17 protein-coding genes are annotated in these 19,458 nt (G+C 39.0%); 7 read left to right on the top strand and 10 right to left on the bottom strand.

The window, feature by feature from the left end; translation table 11 throughout:
- The first annotated feature begins 4 nt into the window (after positions 1-4).
- Positions 5-1,048, top strand: coding sequence for a recombinase RecA (recA, locus tag GKD17_RS05310; RefSeq protein ID WP_007837333.1), 1,044 nt, complete (start codon positions 5-7; stop codon positions 1,046-1,048).
- A 186-nt stretch (positions 1,049-1,234) separates the two neighbouring features.
- Here the strand turns inward: recA and GKD17_RS05305 are convergent, their stop codons facing one another.
- The 4 genes from GKD17_RS05305 to GKD17_RS05290 all read right to left on the bottom strand — a co-directional run bounded on the left by GKD17_RS05305 (position 1,235) and on the right by GKD17_RS05290 (position 7,603).
- The gene (locus tag GKD17_RS05305; protein WP_007837332.1) at positions 1,235-1,831 is read right to left on the bottom strand and encodes a DUF4923 family protein; all 597 of its coding nucleotides are present in this window, start codon (positions 1,829-1,831) and stop codon (positions 1,235-1,237) included.
- Between the two features lie 244 nt (positions 1,832-2,075).
- A complete protein-coding gene (locus GKD17_RS05300) occupies positions 2,076-3,695 on the bottom strand; it encodes a RagB/SusD family nutrient uptake outer membrane protein (RefSeq protein ID WP_007837331.1) in 1,620 nt (539 codons plus the stop codon).
- 21 nt (positions 3,696-3,716) lie between these two features.
- Positions 3,717-6,758 (bottom strand): SusC/RagA family TonB-linked outer membrane protein, encoded by a 3,042-nt coding sequence (locus GKD17_RS05295; RefSeq protein ID WP_007837330.1) that lies wholly within the window; start codon positions 6,756-6,758, stop codon positions 3,717-3,719.
- A 68-nt stretch (positions 6,759-6,826) separates the two neighbouring features.
- Entirely contained in the window at positions 6,827-7,603 is a 777-nt protein-coding gene (locus tag GKD17_RS05290) for a glycoside hydrolase family 16 protein (RefSeq protein ID WP_007837329.1), read from the bottom strand.
- Between the two features lie 241 nt (positions 7,604-7,844).
- Here GKD17_RS05290 and GKD17_RS05285 point away from each other — a divergent pair, with 241 nt between their 5' ends.
- Complete coding sequence (locus GKD17_RS05285) at positions 7,845-10,712, top strand: two-component regulator propeller domain-containing protein (RefSeq protein ID WP_007837328.1); 2,868 nt, start codon at positions 7,845-7,847, stop codon at positions 10,710-10,712.
- 131 nt (positions 10,713-10,843) lie between these two features.
- Here GKD17_RS05285 and GKD17_RS05280 read toward each other — a convergent pair whose 3' ends face one another.
- Together GKD17_RS05280 and nadC are read right to left on the bottom strand one after the other, a co-directional pair.
- Entirely contained in the window at positions 10,844-12,058 is a 1,215-nt protein-coding gene (locus GKD17_RS05280; RefSeq protein ID WP_007839275.1) for an IS256 family transposase, read from the bottom strand.
- 167 nt (positions 12,059-12,225) lie between these two features.
- Positions 12,226-13,077, bottom strand: coding sequence for a carboxylating nicotinate-nucleotide diphosphorylase (gene nadC, locus GKD17_RS05275; protein WP_007837327.1), 852 nt, complete (start codon positions 13,075-13,077; stop codon positions 12,226-12,228).
- 80 nt (positions 13,078-13,157) lie between these two features.
- Here nadC and rlmH point away from each other — a divergent pair, with 80 nt between their 5' ends.
- Positions 13,158-13,631 (top strand): 23S rRNA (pseudouridine(1915)-N(3))-methyltransferase RlmH, encoded by a 474-nt coding sequence (gene rlmH / locus GKD17_RS05270; protein WP_007837326.1) that lies wholly within the window; start codon positions 13,158-13,160, stop codon positions 13,629-13,631.
- Between the two features lie 75 nt (positions 13,632-13,706).
- On the opposite strand, the gene GKD17_RS05265 is transcribed toward rlmH, so the two are convergent.
- Together GKD17_RS05265 and GKD17_RS05260 are read right to left on the bottom strand one after the other, a co-directional pair.
- Positions 13,707-14,717 (bottom strand): endonuclease/exonuclease/phosphatase family protein, encoded by a 1,011-nt coding sequence (locus GKD17_RS05265; RefSeq protein WP_007837324.1) that lies wholly within the window; start codon positions 14,715-14,717, stop codon positions 13,707-13,709.
- A 5-nt stretch (positions 14,718-14,722) separates the two neighbouring features.
- On the bottom strand, positions 14,723-16,180 hold the full coding sequence (locus tag GKD17_RS05260; protein ID WP_007842471.1) for an aminoacyl-histidine dipeptidase: 1,458 nt from the start codon (positions 16,178-16,180) through the stop codon (positions 14,723-14,725).
- A 221-nt stretch (positions 16,181-16,401) separates the two neighbouring features.
- Here GKD17_RS05260 and GKD17_RS05255 point away from each other — a divergent pair, with 221 nt between their 5' ends.
- The 4 genes from GKD17_RS05255 to trxA (GKD17_RS05240) all read left to right on the top strand — a co-directional run bounded on the left by GKD17_RS05255 (position 16,402) and on the right by trxA (GKD17_RS05240) (position 18,294).
- Entirely contained in the window at positions 16,402-16,629 is a 228-nt protein-coding gene (locus GKD17_RS05255) for a hypothetical protein (RefSeq protein WP_007837320.1), read from the top strand.
- Between the two features lie 22 nt (positions 16,630-16,651).
- Positions 16,652-17,263, top strand: coding sequence for an OmpH family outer membrane protein (locus GKD17_RS05250; RefSeq protein ID WP_007837318.1), 612 nt, complete (start codon positions 16,652-16,654; stop codon positions 17,261-17,263).
- A 272-nt stretch (positions 17,264-17,535) separates the two neighbouring features.
- The gene (trxA, locus tag GKD17_RS05245) at positions 17,536-17,832 is read left to right on the top strand and encodes a thioredoxin (protein WP_007837316.1); all 297 of its coding nucleotides are present in this window, start codon (positions 17,536-17,538) and stop codon (positions 17,830-17,832) included.
- A 3-nt stretch (positions 17,833-17,835) separates the two neighbouring features.
- Positions 17,836-18,294, top strand: coding sequence for a thioredoxin (gene trxA / locus GKD17_RS05240; protein ID WP_007837314.1), 459 nt, complete (start codon positions 17,836-17,838; stop codon positions 18,292-18,294).
- Positions 18,295-18,397: 103 nt separating this feature from the next.
- Here trxA (GKD17_RS05240) and GKD17_RS05235 read toward each other — a convergent pair whose 3' ends face one another.
- Together GKD17_RS05235 and GKD17_RS05230 are read right to left on the bottom strand one after the other, a co-directional pair.
- Positions 18,398-18,949 (bottom strand): NADH peroxidase, encoded by a 552-nt coding sequence (locus GKD17_RS05235; RefSeq protein WP_005846285.1) that lies wholly within the window; start codon positions 18,947-18,949, stop codon positions 18,398-18,400.
- Between the two features lie 64 nt (positions 18,950-19,013).
- Complete coding sequence (locus GKD17_RS05230; protein WP_007837310.1) at positions 19,014-19,436, bottom strand: Fur family transcriptional regulator; 423 nt, start codon at positions 19,434-19,436, stop codon at positions 19,014-19,016.
- Positions 19,437-19,458: the final 22 nt, after the last annotated feature.

Below are 19,458 nucleotides of genomic sequence, written 5' to 3'. Positions count from 1 at the left end.
ATTTATGGCAAAAAAAGATAACGAAGAAATTCCATTCTCAGCAGCTCCAGGTGCCGGAAATAGTGAAAAACTGAAAGCACTGCAAGCTGCAATGGATAAGATAGAGAAAACTTTTGGTAAAGGCTCTATCATGAAAATGGGTGATGACAACGTACAGGAAGTGGAAGTGATTCCTACCGGGTCTATCGCCTTGAACGCCGCATTAGGGGTAGGCGGCTATCCCAAAGGTAGAATCATAGAAATTTATGGTCCCGAATCATCCGGTAAGACTACATTGGCTATCCATGCCATTGCTGAAGCTCAGAAGGCAGGCGGCATTGCAGCTTTCATTGATGCCGAACATGCTTTCGACCGTTTCTATGCGGCCAAACTGGGAGTGGATGTAGATAACTTATGGATATCACAACCCGATAACGGTGAGCAGGCACTTGAAATTGCTGAGCAGCTAATACGATCATCCGCTATTGATATCATTGTTATCGACTCTGTCGCGGCATTGACTCCAAAAGCTGAGATTGAAGGAGATATGGGTGATAACAAAGTAGGTTTACAAGCGCGTTTGATGTCTCAGGCTTTGCGTAAGCTTACGTCAGCCATCAGCAAAACCAATACAACTTGTATTTTTATCAACCAGTTGCGTGAAAAAATCGGTGTCATGTTTGGTAATCCAGAAACAACTACCGGTGGTAATGCTCTGAAATTCTATGCTTCCGTACGTTTGGATATCCGTCGCTCCACTCAACTGAAAGATGGTGAAGAAGTAATCGGCAACCAGACTAAAGTAAAAGTAGTGAAAAACAAAGTGGCACCTCCTTTCCGTAAAGCCGAATTCGATATCATGTTTGGTGAAGGTATCTCAAGAGCTGGTGAAATCATTGATTTGGGTGCTGATTTAGGCATCATCAAGAAAAGCGGTTCATGGTACAGCTACAACGAAACCAAACTGGGACAAGGACGTGACGCTTCCAAACAAGTGATTCAGGATAACCCCGAACTGGCGGAAGAACTGGAAGGTTTGATTTTCGCAGCACTGAAAGAGCAAGAATAAACCGTTCTCACATATATGCAATATATTACATTCATGACCAGTATATACAAAAACAATACATGTTAATAAAAAAACCGTTTTAACCATAATAATAAGGTTAAAACGGTTTTATCCTTAAACATTATTTCCAATCACAATTTTTCAACTTTTATAAAAGACTTGTATCCCATATTTTACAAAAAGCATCTACTTTTTCAATTCAAATCCTAACATCAGCCCGTCATAAGCTTCAGCTACACTGTTAAGAGTGGCAGCTGTAGAATTTACTTTGGAAGCCGCTCCAGTAATCACCTTTAGAATAGACATCAACTTATCGGCATTAAACACAAGACTCATACTATTGCCTGTCACTGTCACATAAGCTACCGTCTGTATGCCCAACTTACTTTTCATAATAATCGTCTTAGCTTCCTCATCAAAAACATAAGTGCCGCTTACCGTACGTCTTTTCAATATATATGAATAAGTACCATCCTCCTTGAAAATATACTTAATACTAGTCAAACCAATCTTATCATATATAGTCTGTAATTTTTCTTCCACTTCTTTGGCCGCTACCTCTCCACCAGCCTTTGCCAGTAACTGATCACTCTCGAACTGACATTCAGGAGCCTGATAAGACCAAGTCCCCACAATAGAATGAGCCGTAGTAGCCTTGTTACCAATTGCCGCCTTTGCCACTCCTGTCAATATAGATTTCAAATCCTGCGCCTCAGCATGAACAGAACACATACATAAGAACAAAACAACTCCCCACCATTTAAAAACATTCTTTTTCTTCATATACTTAATTACTTATAATATTCAACGACAAAGATAAAACAAAGAGACGAAAAGATAAATAACATCACATTGTAATTTAACAAAATATGCTACGTTATGAAATAGAACATATATAATAGGAAACAAACGATAAAGGACAAGTTACAGCCTTATCACCACATACTTGTCCTTTATTTCAAGAAAATACCTTTTAACAATCTCTTACCTCATCACAGTTATATTACAATAGATAATTCAATCATTCTTATTTCCATTCACTATGTTGCTCCAACATCGGATTCGTATCAATCTCACCTTGCGGAATAGGCCAAACCAAATCTTGCGCACCACGAAGATTACCCCGCGAAACTACTCCAAAGCCATAGAATGACTGGTCTTTCTGCATACGCTTTTGAGCATTTTCAAATTCTCCCCAACGGTAAAGATCTGCAAAACGCAAATCTTCAAAAGCCAATTCCACACGGCGTTCGTGACGTACAATGGCGCGCAATTCTTCTTTATTCAAATTAGTTCCTTCCACTACTTCTACCGCTGGCATACCAACACGAGCACGAACTTCATTAATATATCCTGTTATTTCGGCTTGTGGATAACCACCTTTCTCAATCATAGCTTCAGCAAGTGACAAAAGTACCTCTGCATAACGGATAACATAGAAGTCAAGACTACCGTCATATTCATTAACTGTATCTTCTGGAGTGTACCATTTACGAATACAACAGGTAGAACTTGCCGGCAAATTATTAGTAAACAGTTTTCCGTTCCATTCCATACCAGGTAACATCAATGTACCTTTCATACGAGGATCACGATTCTCATAACGTCCCATATCCGGATTAGCCTTCGTATGGGCTCCTTGAACAAGACTTCCTTTAAATAAAGGTGACTTATCGATGGGCAACCCATCTATACAATAAAAATCATCACACAAGTTCATAGAACCTTCAATAGCATTCATTGGAGCAGACCAACAAACCCCAAAGCAACTTCCTTCACCTAATCCCGGACCTTTAAAATGGACACTCAACAATACTTCTGCTGCCGTTTCATTTTGCTCTTTAAACAAATCAGCATAATTGGCAGCATAATCAGTTCCGTCACCCGACTTAAAAAGCTGCACTTTTCCTACTACATTTTTATAAGCCGTTATTGCCTCGTCCCAACGTTGATTAAAAAGAGCAATTCGTCCCATAATGGCATAACCTGCTTCTTGGGACATACGTCCTTTTTGCGCTTTCCCTATAACTGGTATTTTAGGAATCCAAGTCTTCAAATCTTCCAGCAAGGACGAAATAATCTGGCTACGTTCCGCCTTGGGAGCCTGTGCTTCAGCCAAAGTTAAAGGTTTCGTCAGATAAGGGACATCACGGAATACGGAGGTCAGATTGCAATACATCAAAGCTCGTAATGCTATTGCTTCCGCCTTGTATGCATCTATCTTTTCAGCCTCCATCGGAATACGTTCCACATTCTCTACCAACATATTACAACGCTTAATCACTTCATAATTAGCATTCCAGTACATAGAAAAGCATTCATCGGTAGTGGAAGAAGCACATTTCGAGATAGAACTTCCCAGCATCCAATCACCCCATGTGTGGTCTCCATTATCCGTACTGGTTTCACGTCCTAGAAATCCAAACTTCCAGCCATCAATATTGTCATCATATAAATTCTGGCTCTGCATGGCATCATAGCAAGCTGTCAAAGCCATCAATGCATCCGATTCGGTCTGCCAATAAGTGGTTTGAGAAGGCTGATTCGGAGAATCCGTCTGCAAAAAACTATCTGAACATGCACTGGTAACCAATAACACTCCAGAAAAAAATAAAACTCTGCATATATTTTTTGTACTTTTTACCATAATGTATATCCTCCTTATAAGTTAGAATTGAATATTTAGCCCAAATGAATAAGTGCGCATATTGGGATGTACGTCATTTCTAGCATCACCCGATGTTTTTTCCGGATCCCAGTTTTTCAAAGACGTAAATGTTAAAAGGTTGCTTCCGGCAAAATAAACACGGACACTGGAAACACCCATCTTAACAAGTCCAGGCTGACGGAATGTATAGCCGAATTCCAAGTTCTTCAAACGTAAGTAACTGGAATTTTCTAACCAGAATGAAGAATAAGAATCATTCATAGTATTACCCAATGCCGGCATAGAAGCATTTACGTTGCCGGCAGAATAACGATCCAACCAACGTTCGGTTAAGTTACCGCGAATATCGGTAGAAGTTTCCCAACTGTAACGGTAAATACCTCCCACTCCTTGCCAAAAAGTAGACAAGTCAAAATTCTTCCAAGAAGCTCCTAAATTGAAGCTATAAGAATATTTAGGAAAAGGATTGCCAATAATATCACGATCATCAGCAGTAATATTACCATCATCATTCAAATCAGCATACATAATATCGCCCAATTTAGGAGCCACACCATTTTGTTTAATGACTTCCCCTTTTGAATTAGTACGCTGTAAATCAGCTTCTGTACGGTACATACCAATCGCTTTATATCCAAAATAAGCGCCAATAGGATTGCCAATACGATTGATTGTTTGCCCACTTATTGTTTCTTCCAAACCGCCCATTTCCAGAATTTCGTTCTTCACGTGTGACAAGTTGAAACCTACATTCCAAACCCAATCGCCTTTACTATCCGAGTAATTCACATTCCATTCCCAACCACGATTGCGGACAGCACCCACATTCTGATAAGGAGCATTAAGAGAACCTAAGAATATGCCTGGCATAGCTAATTGCATCAAGATATCAGAAGTTTTCTTATCAAACCATTCAAAAGTAGTCTGTATCCTATTATTAAAGAATCCAAGATCAAGGGCCACATTGATGGAGCGGGTCGTTTCCCATTTGATGTCTTCATTTGGAACAGAAGTCTGTACCATACCAGCCTGTTTGTCCCCACCTTGGTCAAAGAAATAATTTCCGCTTGCGCCCAAAGTAGCCGCATAAGCATAATTACCGATTTCCTGGTTACCCAACTTACCCCATGATAAACGCAACTTTCCAAGGGAGAAGTTTTTATAGTCTTTCATTAATTCTTCATTCGAAAACACCCATCCTCCTGATACGGAAGGAAATGTAGCGTAACGATTGGCTTTAGGCATACGTGATGAACCATCGTGGCGAATATTGAACTCAAACAAATAACGGTCATCATAACCGTAATTCACACGACCAAAAAATGACTGGAGTTTATATTCTTCCGAATTGCCTTTTGCACCCGGATTAATTGTTCCTCCATCAAGTTCATAAATATTTTCTGTAGGAAAGCCCTGTATGGAAGCAGTCGTTTTATAAAAGCGCGAGCCAATAACAGAGTGCCCTAACAACACATTAACATTATGTTTATCAAATTGTTTGTTATAAGTCAACAGGTTCTCACTCGTCCATGTTGCATTGCGATACCAATAATCCTCCTCCTTATTCGTTTCCCCTGCCGCTTTTCTAATATTTCCTTCTGCATCATAACGGGCAGGAGATTTGGGAGAATAAGATTTCGTTGCATTTAAATCAAAAGCATAAGCAAAACTGGTCTGGAACTTCAATCCGTCCCATAAATCAATACCTGCAAAAACCTTACCGTTAAAACGCCAATACTCATTGCTGCGGTGCCCTAAAGACATTGACTCTACAGGGTTCTTCATCAGTTCGGCACTCAATGACGAACCATCTACATAGCCGTAGTGTCCGTTAGAATACATCACCGGCACAGTAGGACGAGTAAACCAGGATACATAACGCATGATTCCACCTTCGCCGGAAGGTGCGACAGCAGGAGTAGTCACATTATTCTTATTACCGGATAAGTTCAATCCAAAAGTAAAACGTTTGTAACGAGTATCAATATTCGAACGAAAAGAAAAGCGTTCTACTCCTGTCTTCATCATGATACCATCTTGATTGGAATAGGCCACCGAAGTCATAAAACGGGTATTCTCATTACCTCCTGATACAGACAGATGATGCTGGTGCATACTAGCATTACGCAATACAGCATCCAGCCAATTGGTATTTGCATAATGATCCGGATCTGATCCGTCTTGCAACTTTTGCAAAGCTTCCGGTGAAAAAGTTCCAGTGCTCACTTCGTTTTTCATCAAAGCCCAATTATAACCATCCACATAATCGGGAACAATACCTGGTGTCTGCAAAGTATAACTACCTGAATACGAAACCTTCACTTTGCTTGATGCCTGTCCCCGCTTAGTAGTGATCAAAATAACGCCATTAGCAGCACGCACACCATAAATAGCTGCCGATGCCGCATCCTTCAATACAGAAATGCTCTCAATATCGGCAGAAGGGATTTCTGCAATTTGTGAAATACTACCTTCCACCCCGTCAATCAACACCATCGGATTATTATTCCCAAAGGTACCAATACCACGAATCCTGATTTCTGGATTATCATTACCAGCTTGTGCACCGTTCTGAGTTAGTACTAAACCTGGCAAACGTCCCTGTAGCAAAGTAGTTGTATTAGCCACCGGAATATCTTGAATATCTTTTGCTGATACGGAAGCAACAGATCCTGTCAAATTCACTTTCTTCTGAGTAGCGTATCCTACCACCACCACTTCGTCCAGCTTTTTAGAGTCTTCTTCCAAAATAATTTTAAAATTATTTTTACTTCCTACCGGCAGGATCACATCCTGATATCCCAAAAAGCTAATCACTAAAGACTGGGAAGGTTGCACCTTCAACTGAAAAGCACCGTCTATATCAGTCACCACTCCCTGCATAGTACCCTGTACCATTACACTAGCTCCTATAATAGACTCACCGGATGAATCATACACCTTACCTGTCACTATACGTTCCTGTGCGTATACCATAAATGAAAATATCATCAGGACGCCTGCCAAAACCACGCGAAATAATTTTTGCCTTTGTCTTTTCATAATTTCAATTTAATTAAGTTAATAGGTTACTTATAATTTGTATTACAACAACAAATATCAGAATAGCTTTATTTCCATTGATAATGACGTACCCAGTCCACTTCCATCTCCACTGGTAAATCCGTAGAGTCCACTGGTCCTACCCAAGTACCTCCTAATTGCATATCAATCAACAAATATTGGGGAATATCAAAAGGAAATTGACCTTCTTGTTCCGTTTCGATACGAGGATAAACAAAATGTCGTTTTCCATTCACATGAAACACCAAACTGTCCGGCCAAAAATCTACCCCATATACATTAAAGTCCTCAGGATTAATGGATGTAGTGCCTCCATGTTTCGGATTATTCTCTATCCCCAATGTATAAGTATAGTGCGAATGCACGGTTTGATAAACAATAGAATCATAATTCAAACGTTCCATAATATCTACCTCTCCTCCCATAGGCCAAACATATTTATCAATTTCATAAGGCAAAGTCCATATAGCCGGCCATGCTCCTCTCGCCCCATGCAATCTAGCTCTTACTTCGATGCGTCCCCGATGAAAAGCATGCTTGTCTTTTGTCCACAATCCCCCAGTCAGATACTTCGCCGTATCTACATCCATATTATCATTCACAATTCCCTTTAATATTAAACAACCATCACGCATTTCATAACAACGATTATCAAATGACTGAGTATTTTGCCAATCAGGTCTTCCGCGAGGTATGCGGCTCCATATTGTGGTATCAGGTTCCGCACCATCAAAATTATCTTCCCACACTAATTCCCATTTCGGTGTATGAGTACAAGCAAGCATACCACATACCGACAATAATAAAAGTATAACATTTTTCATACTACATTAATTTTGGTTCACAAAACTTATTTTAAAAATTTAACTGTGCAAACTTAGTCTATTTATCAACTAAAGAGATCAGAAATTGTATAAATCAAGTCCATTTCTGTCTAATAAGGGGATATTTCTCAATTTTTATTTCTAAAATATCTTAGTATTCTTATTACTTCATACTGAAAAATAATCCTTAAATTCTTATCAAAAGAAAAAAAATGTATTTTTGCAAAAAATAAAAAATACAATGTATCGGACCTTAATTATCATTTTATTCTTATGGGCAGACACAAAATTGTTCTCTTCCGAACACAGTGTCAATTATTCGTTCACCCAGCTCTCTATAGAGCAAGGACTTTCCCAAGCTACTGTCCAATCCATCCTGCTAGACCATAAAGGTACTTTATGGATAGGTACCCAAAATGGATTGAACAGTTATACTCAAGAGGGAATCAAAACCTATCTGCACCATTCAGACGATCCCCACTCTCTACCTAGTAATTATATCAATCATCTGACAGAAGACTCATTAGGAAATCTTTGGATAGCAACTCCCAAAGGGTTAGCCCTTTATGATGCCGAACAGGACCGATTTAATACTACCATTTCCCAAGCGATCTATTCTTCTATCAAAGTAAAAGGTGGAATATGGTTTGGCAGCGAGAATACCATATATTGCTACGACTATCATAGTAAAAAAACAAAGATCATTCACATTAAAAAACAAGAAAAGAAAAAAAATATCAACATGGTAGATTATAGAATCCAAAAAATGGTTTATCTCGATAAAAACAAAATTTTAGTAGGTACCCGAAGAAAAGGAATCTACTCGTACAACTGTCAAACTCAACAATTTAGTCTTTTTATTCCAAGCAGTCCTAACCTGCTGACATCGTTATACATAACTCTTGACCAGCATATTTACACATCCTTTTATGGATCTGGACTATATTGCTATGACCAAACAGGAAAAATCCAAGAACACTATACTCAAACAAATTCCGGATTAAACAACAATTATATTTTAGACATAACAGAACACAATGGCAAACTATGGTTGGCTACAGACGGAAGTGGCATCAACCAATTTGCTCCCCATACTCAACAATTCTCACAACTTCAACATATAGTAGGAGACTATTCTTCCCTACCAGTAAACTCCATCACCTTGCTCTATAAAGACCAAGAAAAAAACTTATGGGCAGGAAGCGTACGCGGAGGCATATTCTGTATTAAAGAAACGTACATTAAGACATATAAAGATGCCGTTTTAAACAATCCCAACGGACTCAGTGAAAAATCAATCATCAGCCTTTACGAAGAAAAGAATGGAAAAGTTTGGATTGGAACTGATGGAGGAGGTATCAACCTATACGACCCTTCTACTGACAAATTTACCCATTTCCCCTCAACCTACGGAGATAAAGTTATTTCCATTGCTGAAATATCTGAATCTGAATTAATGGTTTCTTTGTATACCAAAGGCATTTTCCTGTTCAATAAAAAGACGCAGCAATATCGTCCTTTCACCATTATAGATAAAGAGACCAACTATAAAGAATGTTTTTATGGTTACCTTCCTTTGGCCAATCAAGTGGCAAACAACAAAATATATATAATCAGTCGTAATGCATATGCATATAATACACATAACCACACATTCTCAAAGATGCAAACAGATCGTCACTACGACTTCTCTAATAATGCACTTTGTCTATCATACTCCAACGATAAATTCTCTCTTTTAAAATACGCTCACCAAGCTTTTTGGGTAGATCAACAAAATGACAGTATCCGATTACTATTCGAGTTGGAAAAAAATGAAACCATCACTTCCATGTCTTATGACAACAACGATATAATATGGACCGGAACCGACAAAGGACTTGGATTCTTCGACTTGAAAAGTCGAAAATACCATCGCATACACACCAAACTATTTAATAACATATCCTTCCTCATTGCCGATAGAAAAGGACGTCTATGGATCTGTGCTCAAAATCAACTATATTCTTATATTATCAAAGAAAATAAATTTACTATCTGGAATAGTTCTGATGGTTTCCCATCTAACGAAATTTTATTCGCATACCAAAAACAATCTAATAAGAATTACATCTATCTAGGTGGATCCGAAGGATTGGTAAAAATCAACACAAACATTCCCGAAACTGAAACTCAGATACCAGAAATATACCTGTCCGACATTCTCCTTAACGGTAGTCCTTATTTAAAAAAAATCAAAGAGAATACAATAAACATACCTTGGAACTACAATTCTCTTTCCATCCACCTTCGAATAAAGAACAGAGACATATTCCAAAAATACCTGCTCCGATACATAATTGAAAGTAGAAGCAAACAATTGATTGAAACTTACGATCCAACTTTAAATTTATCCTCTCTATCCGCAGGCAACTACACAATACGGGTTTCTTGCAATACTAAAGACGGGAATCATACCACACCCCAAAAATTGATAAACATAATCGTTACTCCTCCTTGGTATAAGACCAGCTGGTTCATCGGCATAGCCGCCATCTTGTTTATTATTACCACAGCCGGTATAGGCTACATTTATTTCCGACGGAAAGAGAAATATATGAAAGGCAATATGAACCACTTCCTACAAGCTATATTGAACGACATCTTAAAAAACAAAGAAGAAAAAATACCAGTCGAAGAAAACATTCCTGCAACGGAATTATCATCTAATAGGCTAGTAAAAGAAAAAAACGAAAAAAGGATAGAAACAGAACAGTCTCAAAAGAAAAACAGTAAAGAAGATGAGGAATTCATCGCCAAACTCAATATACTTATTAATGAAAATATGGCTGGAGAGGAACTTTCCATTAAGTTTCTCACAGATAAAATGGCTATGAGCAGAGCATCCTTATATAATAAGGTAAAACTTCTAACCGGGTTGGGCGTTAATGACTATATCAATAAACTACGCATAGAAAAATCTGTTTACTTGCTTACAAATACCAACATGAATATCAACGAAATATCTTACGAGGTAGGCTTTTCCTATCCGAGGTATTTCAGTACCTCCTTTAAACAAGTAAAAGGAATGACACCTACCCGATTTAAAGAAGAAAATAAAAGAAACTAATATCAATGACGCAAATGTACGAATTGGGGGCGTAAAATAAACTGTGTCATGCGCTGTTTTTCTTTCAAGCTCATCGGTCGGGGATCGGCCAGCGCCAAGGGGGTGCACCAGCACTCCCGACGAGCGTAAAATTACAACAACTTAAATCTATCTCCAAACTTTATCGCCAGTTGTTGGGCAATGGTGCCCCAATTAGCCAGTGGCATAGTCCATTTCTTGCGTATGTTGCGATAAGCGAGGTAGACAAGCTTCTCAAGGGCGGTGTCATTAGGGAACACACCCTTGTTTTTTGTAACTTTCCGTATTTGCCGGTGGTAGCCTTCAACGGTATTCGTCGTATAAATCATACGACGTATATCGGATGTGAACTGGAAGTATTCAGTGAGCTTTTCCCAGTTGTCCTGCCACGACTTGATGACGATAGGATATTTCTCTCCCCATTTCTGATCTAAATCAAGAAGCTCCGTTTCAGCGGCATCCTTGCTGACTGCACCGTAAACCCGTTTCAGATCTTTAAGAAACTCCTTCTGGTGTTTACTGCCGACGTATTTGATGGAGTTACGTATCTGATGGACGATACAAAGTTGCACTATGGTATCAGGGAATACGCTTTGGATGGCATCCGGGAAGCCCCTCAGACCATCGACACAAGCTATGAGAATGTCGTGTACACCACGGTTCTGTAAATCGGTCAGCACATTCAACCAGAAGTTTGCCCCCTCATTCTTAGAGATGTACATCCCAAGCAAATCCTTACGACCGTCCTTATCTATAGCCAATACGTTGTAGATTGCATGGGTAATGGCACAGCCTCTCTCATCCATGACTTTATAATGAATGGCATCCATCCAGACTATCGGATAAATATAATCCAGGCTACGCGAACGCCACGCTTTTATTTCCGGAAGTACCCGGTCAGTGATGGAACTGATTGTTTCGGCAGACACACGGTTACCAAGATTCTCTTCCATCCAATCGCTTATTTCACGTGTACTATTACCAAGGGCATAAAGGCCGATTATGCGGTCAGCAACACCTTCCGCGAGAATGGTCTCCCGCTTCTTTATAAACTGAGGATCGAAGGTGGAATTACGATCACGGGGGGTAGAAACGGTCACCTCACCCATAGAAGTTTGCACCTGCTTCTGCATCTTGCCATTACGACGGTTGCCACTCATGCGTTCATCCTCGGAAAGATGGGCATCCATCTCACCTTCTAAAGCTGCATTTAAAATGCTCTCCAATAACGGGGCAAAAGCTCCGTCCTTACCCAACAAGGGCTTGCCAGCCTTGAGCTGCTCGATTGCCTTGTTCTTGATCCTTTCAAAATCAAATTCTTCACTCATAAAAAAACTGTGTTAGCAAAGTTAATACTTTATTTGTTTGCTTTGCTGACACAGTTTAAATTACAGCCTCTACGAATTTATTTTAATTTTATTCGTACCACTTACGTCATTCATATTTCAAAAAAAGATCCAAAATTTGAAGTTCTCTCTTATCATAAAACATTTCCTTAACAAGCCTTGAAGCTCATATCCAATCCTTTTACAGAATGGGTCAACGCACCAAAAGAAATGAAATCCACTCCTGCCTGCGCATAGGGTAACATAGTATCGTAAGTAATACCACCAGAAGACTCGGTTTCGCAACGTCCTCCTACTATCTCTACAGCTTTACGAGTATCTTCAGGTGTAAAGTTATCAAACATAATACGATCCACACCTTCTGCCAACGCCTGATTCAATTCGTCAAAATTACGCACTTCCAATTCAATCTTCAAGCTCTTACCCTTTGCCTTACAATATTCTTTAGCACGGGACACCGCATTGTGTATGCCGCCTGCAAAATCCACATGGTTGTCTTTCAGCAGAATCATATCAAACAAACCGATACGGTGATTGCATCCTCCTCCTATCTTTACAGCCATCTTCTCCATGATACGCATACCCGGAGTTGTCTTACGGGTATCCAGTACACGAGTTTTCGTACCTTCCAGTTTCTTCACATATTTATTGGTCATAGTAGCAATGCCACTCATGCGTTGCATGATATTCAGCATCAAGCGTTCTGTCTGAAGAAGTGACTGAACTTTACCTTCCACCATCATAGCCACATCACCCGGTTTCACGTGAGTTCCATCTTGAATGAACACCTCCACCTTCATTGTGGGATCAAAACGGCGAAATACTTCTTTAGCCACTTCAATGCCAGCTAAGATACCTTCTTCCTTAATCAACAACTTTGATTTTCCCATTGCATCTGCGGGAATACATGACAAGGTAGTATGGTCCCCATCACCTATATCTTCAGCAAAAGACAGGTCTATCAGTCTGTCTATTAAGTCTTTTACTACTAATTCGTCCATAATGTTATCGTTTTTTTATGAATTGATAGGCAAAGGTAGAGATTTTCCGTATTTTTGCAAAGTAAACCAGAAAAGAACGTATGAAATTTACATTATTAGTAGTAGGACGCACTATCGAAAAACATTATATCACCGCTATCAATGATTATGTGGAACGTACCAAGCACTTCATTTCTTTCGATATGGAAGTCATCCCCGAGCTCAAGAATACCAAAAACCTGAGTATGGAGCAACAAAAAGAGAAGGAAGGAGAATTAATTCTGAAAGCTTTGTTGCCGGGCGATGCAGTGGTTTTATTGGATGAACATGGAAAAGAATTCCGTTCCGTAGAATTTGCCAACTGGATAGAACGCAAAATGCACACTGTAAACAAACGGTTAGTATTCATCATTGGGGGGCCATACGGATTTGCACCCAAAATATATGATGTAACCCAAGAAAAGATCTCATTATCCAAGATGACCTTCTCACATCAAATGATACGCCTTATTTTCGTAGAACAGCTATACCGGGCGATGACTATATTGAACAACGGTCCTTATCATCATGAATAGAAATATATAGCGGTTAGTGATTAACACCTGCGGCATAATAGCGCAGTCCATTCATCACTAACCACCAATCTCTCCCTATTTTCCAATTTCAAAGTCCACACACACTGGCAAATGGTCGCTATAACCACCATGATATTTCTTTCCCCAATAGGTACGTGATGGAATATTACCACCATATTTTTCATCCTCTTCCAGCAGGAACGGATATTTTAAAATCTGTGCCTTATCATATGAAGTGCGCATACTATCATGCCCTTGTAACAAAAAACCGGAAACAATCAGCTGATCAAGTACTCCCCACTCACCTCGATAACGATAGGTTCCCTCCTTACGCCCGTCCATCAGATTATATAATTTCTTGGCCTGCACTCCACTTTTCGGAGCCACAGCCCCCAATACTTTTGCAATAGAATTATTAGTGGGATAATCATTAAAATCACCCATAATCATTACATTAGGATGCTGACGGATATTCATAACAGAATCTGCCGCTATCTTCAATATCTGCGCCGTAAAAAGGCGGTAGGGTTCACTCTTCTCCTCACCGCCTGCACGAGAAGGCATGTGACACACAAACACATCCAATGTATCTCCGGAAGCTACCTGCCCTGTCACATGAAGTATATCACGTGTAGGCCGACGCTCTATTTCCTTATAAGGAACAGAAATACAGTTTTTCCCTACTAATTTAAAGGTACCACGTTGATAAAGCAACGCCACGTCAATACCACGCTCATCAGGAGAATCAGTCATGACATAGCGATAACCCGCCTCGCGTAATGGCGAGTTTTCTGTCAGATCTTTCAAGCAATGATCATTTTCCACTTCACAAAGTCCCACCAAATCGGGGACATTTTCCTCACCCGTGGCAATAATAACTTTAGCTATCCTAGCCAATTTATCATGATAGCGCGCTTGCGTCCATCCTTTCGGAGCATCCGGCAAAAATTCATAATCATTTTTCAACGTGTCGTGCTGACAATCGAACAAATTCTCTACATTATAGAACATTACCCGGAACGGTTCCTGTGCATACGTCACCCCTACCAGGTAGCACAAACAAAGGAATAGAATTGTTTTCTTCATATAAATTATTTTGTCGGTATATTAACCAATACATCCAGCAAATGACGCCAGAATTTATCTACAGTAGGTATCAGCATACGTTCATCAGGTGAATGAACACCACGCAAAGTAGGTCCAAAGGAAACCATATCCAGTGACGGATATTTCTCAAGGAACAACCCACACTCCAATCCGGCATGAATTGCCTTTACTTTAGGTTCCACACCAAAAAGTTTTTTATAGCTATCTATCGCAATTTTCAAAACAGGAGAATCCGTATTCGGTTTCCATCCTGGATATCCGTCACCAGTTATTACTTCAGCACCTCCCAAAAGAAAAGCAGAACGGATCATCTCGGACATATTCTTGCGTGATGAAAGAATGGAGCTGCGCTGGCTAGTCACTATTTTAATCTTGTTTCCCTCTACCTGTTTGATGGAAGCAAGATTAGACGAAGTTTCTACTAATCCTGGAATATCCTGACTCATGGCATACACCCCATTGTGCACAGCGTAAACAGCTCTCAGAAGATGTCCGGCAGTAGTCATATCTATCGCTTCCTTACAAGGGGATTCAGAAGAGAGTTCGGTTCTCAAGTTCGGTTCCGTCGCAGCATATTCATTCTCCAGTTCTGCAGTATAGATATTCAAATCTACACGAACCGATTCCTTATCCTTCATAGGTACCGCACATAATGCCTGTGCCTCACGAGGTATGGCATTATGCAGGTTTCCACCATCAATCTCACATAAATATAAAATATATTTAGAAGCCAACTGAGTCAGAAAACGATTCAGCAGCTTATTAGCATTCGCTCTACCTTTATTAATATCATCACCGGAGTGTCCACCTGTCAATCCCTTGACCGTTACACGGAAATAGAAATAATCCTGTGGAGCAGAAACAGGCTGATAAGTAAATTCCGCTGTAGTATTTGCACCACCGGCACAGCCGATGAATAATTCTCCTTCATCTTCCGAGTCCAAATTAATCAAAATATCACCAGTCATAAACCCTGGTTTCAATGCAAAAGCACCCGTCAATCCAGTTTCTTCATCCACTGTGAAAAGACACTCTAACGGACCATGCTCTATATCAGTAGCAGCCAATATAGCTAATTCTGTCGCCACACCGATACCATTATCTGCCCCCAATGTAGTACCTTTGGCTTTCAACCATTCACCGTCCACTACTGTGTCAATGGGATCAATTAGAAAATCATGCTCCACATCACTGTTTTTTTCACAAACCATATCTATATGAGACTGCAAAATCACAGTTTTCAAATTCTCCTTACCCGGAGTGGCAGGTTTTTTAATTAATACATTGCCAACTTCGTCTGTCTTAGTTTCTAAACCATGTTTTCTACCGAAGGCTTTCAAATAAGCAATTATTTTCTCCTCTCTTTTCGAGGGACGGGGTACCTGACATATCTCTTCAAAATAATAAAAGACAGATGCCGGCTTTAAATCCTTTTTATTCATAATCATGTTGTTTAGGCAAATTCAGTTTCCAAATTTGCAAAAAATAGTTAAATAATTCTCTTAAATAGGACACTTCCTCTTTTTTAATGAGAAAAGAGAAAGTTAAATCATTGCAAAATTCTATATTTGTTCCGCAAATTTAGTCCGCAGATACGAAATGCTTCAATAAATTTGGCATTTCCCTTGCCTTACACTAACTTTGCACCACAAAAATAATAGAAATGCTTGATACTATCCTTATAACTGTGTTAATAGTTGCTATCTGTATAGCATTATTGTCTATCGGAATCTTTCTAAAAGGAAAGTTTCCAAACACACATGTAAGCGGTAATAAGGCACTCCGTAAAAAAGGAGTAGGATGTGTACAATCACAAGATCGTGAAGCACGCAAGCCTAATAAAAATGCCATAGCCGAAATTGAAAAGCAAAACAAAACGGATAATAATTAATAAACAATACGTGAAAAAGATTATGAAAAGAACAAATTTCATCCTGAATGGATTTCTAGCACTAGCCATCGTGTTAGTGTTTGCACAATGTAGCGACAACAACAACGCTGCAACTTCTTCCACTGCTCCGGCTGTCGGCGTTGCTGGTTCTTCAAACATGAAAATAGCTTATGTGGAAATCGATTCACTGTTGACTAAGTACAATTTCTGGAATGACTTAAATGAAGTGATGATACAGAAAGAAGAAAATATCCGCACTACTTTAAATGAAAAAGCAAAGAAGCTGGATGCTGATGCTAAAGAATTCCAACGCAAACTGGAAAATAATGGCTTCGCTACACGTGAACGTGCTGAACAAGAACAGATGAGACTGATGAAGCAACAACAAGAACTGCAGGCACTGCAACAGAAACTAAGCGACGAACTAGCTTCTGAAAATCAAAAGAACAGCTTGCAGTTACGTGATTCTATCAATTCATTCTTGAAAATTTATAATCAAAACAAAGGATATGATCTAATTATCAGCAATACAGGATTTGACAATTTGCTATACGCTAATCCGGCATACAACATCACACAAGAAATCATTGATGGACTGAATGCACGTTATACTCCCTCTTCTGTAAAAAAATAATAGTTCATCAACCTTATAATACAAGGAAGCGGTGTCAAAACAAAAATGACTGCTCCTAAAAGTTACAGATAATAATTATAACACTTAAAAGGGTCGTATCAAGCTCTGTATGGAGTAATGATACGACCCTTTCTTTAGTCTTTTAGGATGCTCAAATTTCAGATTATAAGTTCATATTTCCAAAAACTAATTTGGACACACCCACTTACTTTTAAACAAAAAACACACTATAAACGTTTTTATTATAATAAAAATAACGAAAGGAAAACATTATGGAAAGATTTGAAGATTTAATCACCTCAAACATCCCTGTATTAGTTGATTTTTTTGCTGAATGGTGCGGACCTTGCAAAGCCATGAAACCTATTTTAGAAGAATTAAAAGGAATAAAAGGGGAAAAAGTAAGAATTGTCAAAGTAGATGTAGACAAACATAAAGAAATTGCTGCATACTATCAGATTCAGTCAGTTCCCACACTAATGATTTTTAAAGACGGTAAGCAATTGTGGCGACAAAGCGGTGTAATGCGTGCCAATGATTTAAGCATAATTCTAGCCCAATATGAATAAAATATGAAAAAAACAATCACGTGTCTTTTATTAACTACCGGATTAACAGGATATCTCAGTGCCCAGACTCCTTTCCGAGATAAGTCAGATAAAAATGAAGGAAAAGTCATACATATGGACAAACAAATGTTCTTGGATAATATATTTGACTACACCTCCGGTTCCACTGACTGGAAATACAAAGGAGAGAAACCGGCAGTTATTGATTTCTACGCCACATGGTGCGGTCCTTGCCGTATGGTTGCCCCTCTGCTAAAAAGTCTGGCCAAAGAATACAAAGATCAAATCGTAGTTTACAAAGTAGATACAGACAAACAAAAAGAATTATCTGCTGCCATGGGGATACAGTCACTGCCCACCATCATCTTTATCCCCAAAACGGGACAGCCGCAAATCATTATAGGAGCGGCCAATAAAACTACTTTCAGGAAAGCTATTGAAGAAGTATTACTGAAAGAATGAGAAACAAGGCCTATACATCTCTAATCTAAATATAGCCAATAAAAAGAGAGGGGACAATAATAATTACTCCCCCTCTCTCCATTTATACTATAAAAATCGTATATTATTTCTTGAAATATCTGTTGTACAAACCTTCAAAACCTTTACCGTGACGAGCTTCGTCTTTAGCCATTTCGTGAACTGTATCGTGAATAGCATCCAAGTTCAAAGCTTTTGCACGAGTAGCAATACGTTTCTTGTCAGCACAAGCACCTGACTCAGCATTCATTCTCTTTTCCAAGTTAGTCTTTGTATCCCATACACAGTCACCCAGCAACTCAGCAAACTTAGCAGCATGTTCTGCTTCTTCCCAAGCATAACGTTTGAAAGCTTCAGCAACTTCAGGATAACCTTCGCGGTCTGCCTGACGGCTCATTGCCAAATACATACCAACTTCCGTACATTCACCCATGAAGTGGTTGTTCAAATCCTTAATCATTTCTTCATCACAACCTTTTGCTACGCCGATAACGTGTTGGTCTGCAAATTCCAAGCCACCTTCTGTTTCTACCATTTCGTTAAACTTAGAAGCAGGCGCTTTACACAACGGACATTTTTCAGGAGCTGCATCACCTTCATGAATATAACCACAAACTGTACAAATAAACTTTTTCATAATTTCTTTTTTTATTAGTTAGTCAATATTTTATTTATTAGTTAGTCATCTACTCTCTATCTTTCTAACTTCTTTCTTTGTCTTCTTTAGAACAAACGGGGCATATACCTTTATAATATTGGTGAATTTCATCCACCTTGAATCCATTCATATCAATTTGCTCTACTTGCTTCACTTCATTACTGTAGGGCAAATCAAATATTTTACCACATTTCTTACAAAGGAAATGAGCATGCAGGGAAGTATCACCGTCAAAACACGCATTCTTTTCATCAATTGTAAGCATTAAAGCTGCTCCATGCTCGACAAAGAGTTTCAGTGTATTATACACTGTAGTCTTGGACAAGGTTGGAATGTCCTTGCATAGCGCCAAATAAATCTCATCGATAGAAGGATGAGTTTTATGGGCCAACAAATAATCCATAATAGCTATGCGCTGTACGGACGGCTTAATGTTATAACTGATAAGATAATCGTAACTCTTCATATATTCCCTTTTTGTAACTATT

Origin of the sequence: Phocaeicola dorei, from assembly GCF_013009555.1 — a bacterium.
Lineage (GTDB): Bacteria > Bacteroidota > Bacteroidia > Bacteroidales > Bacteroidaceae > Phocaeicola > Phocaeicola dorei.
Note: the sequence above shows the minus strand (reverse complement) of the source record. Positions and strands in the feature narration are given on the sequence as shown.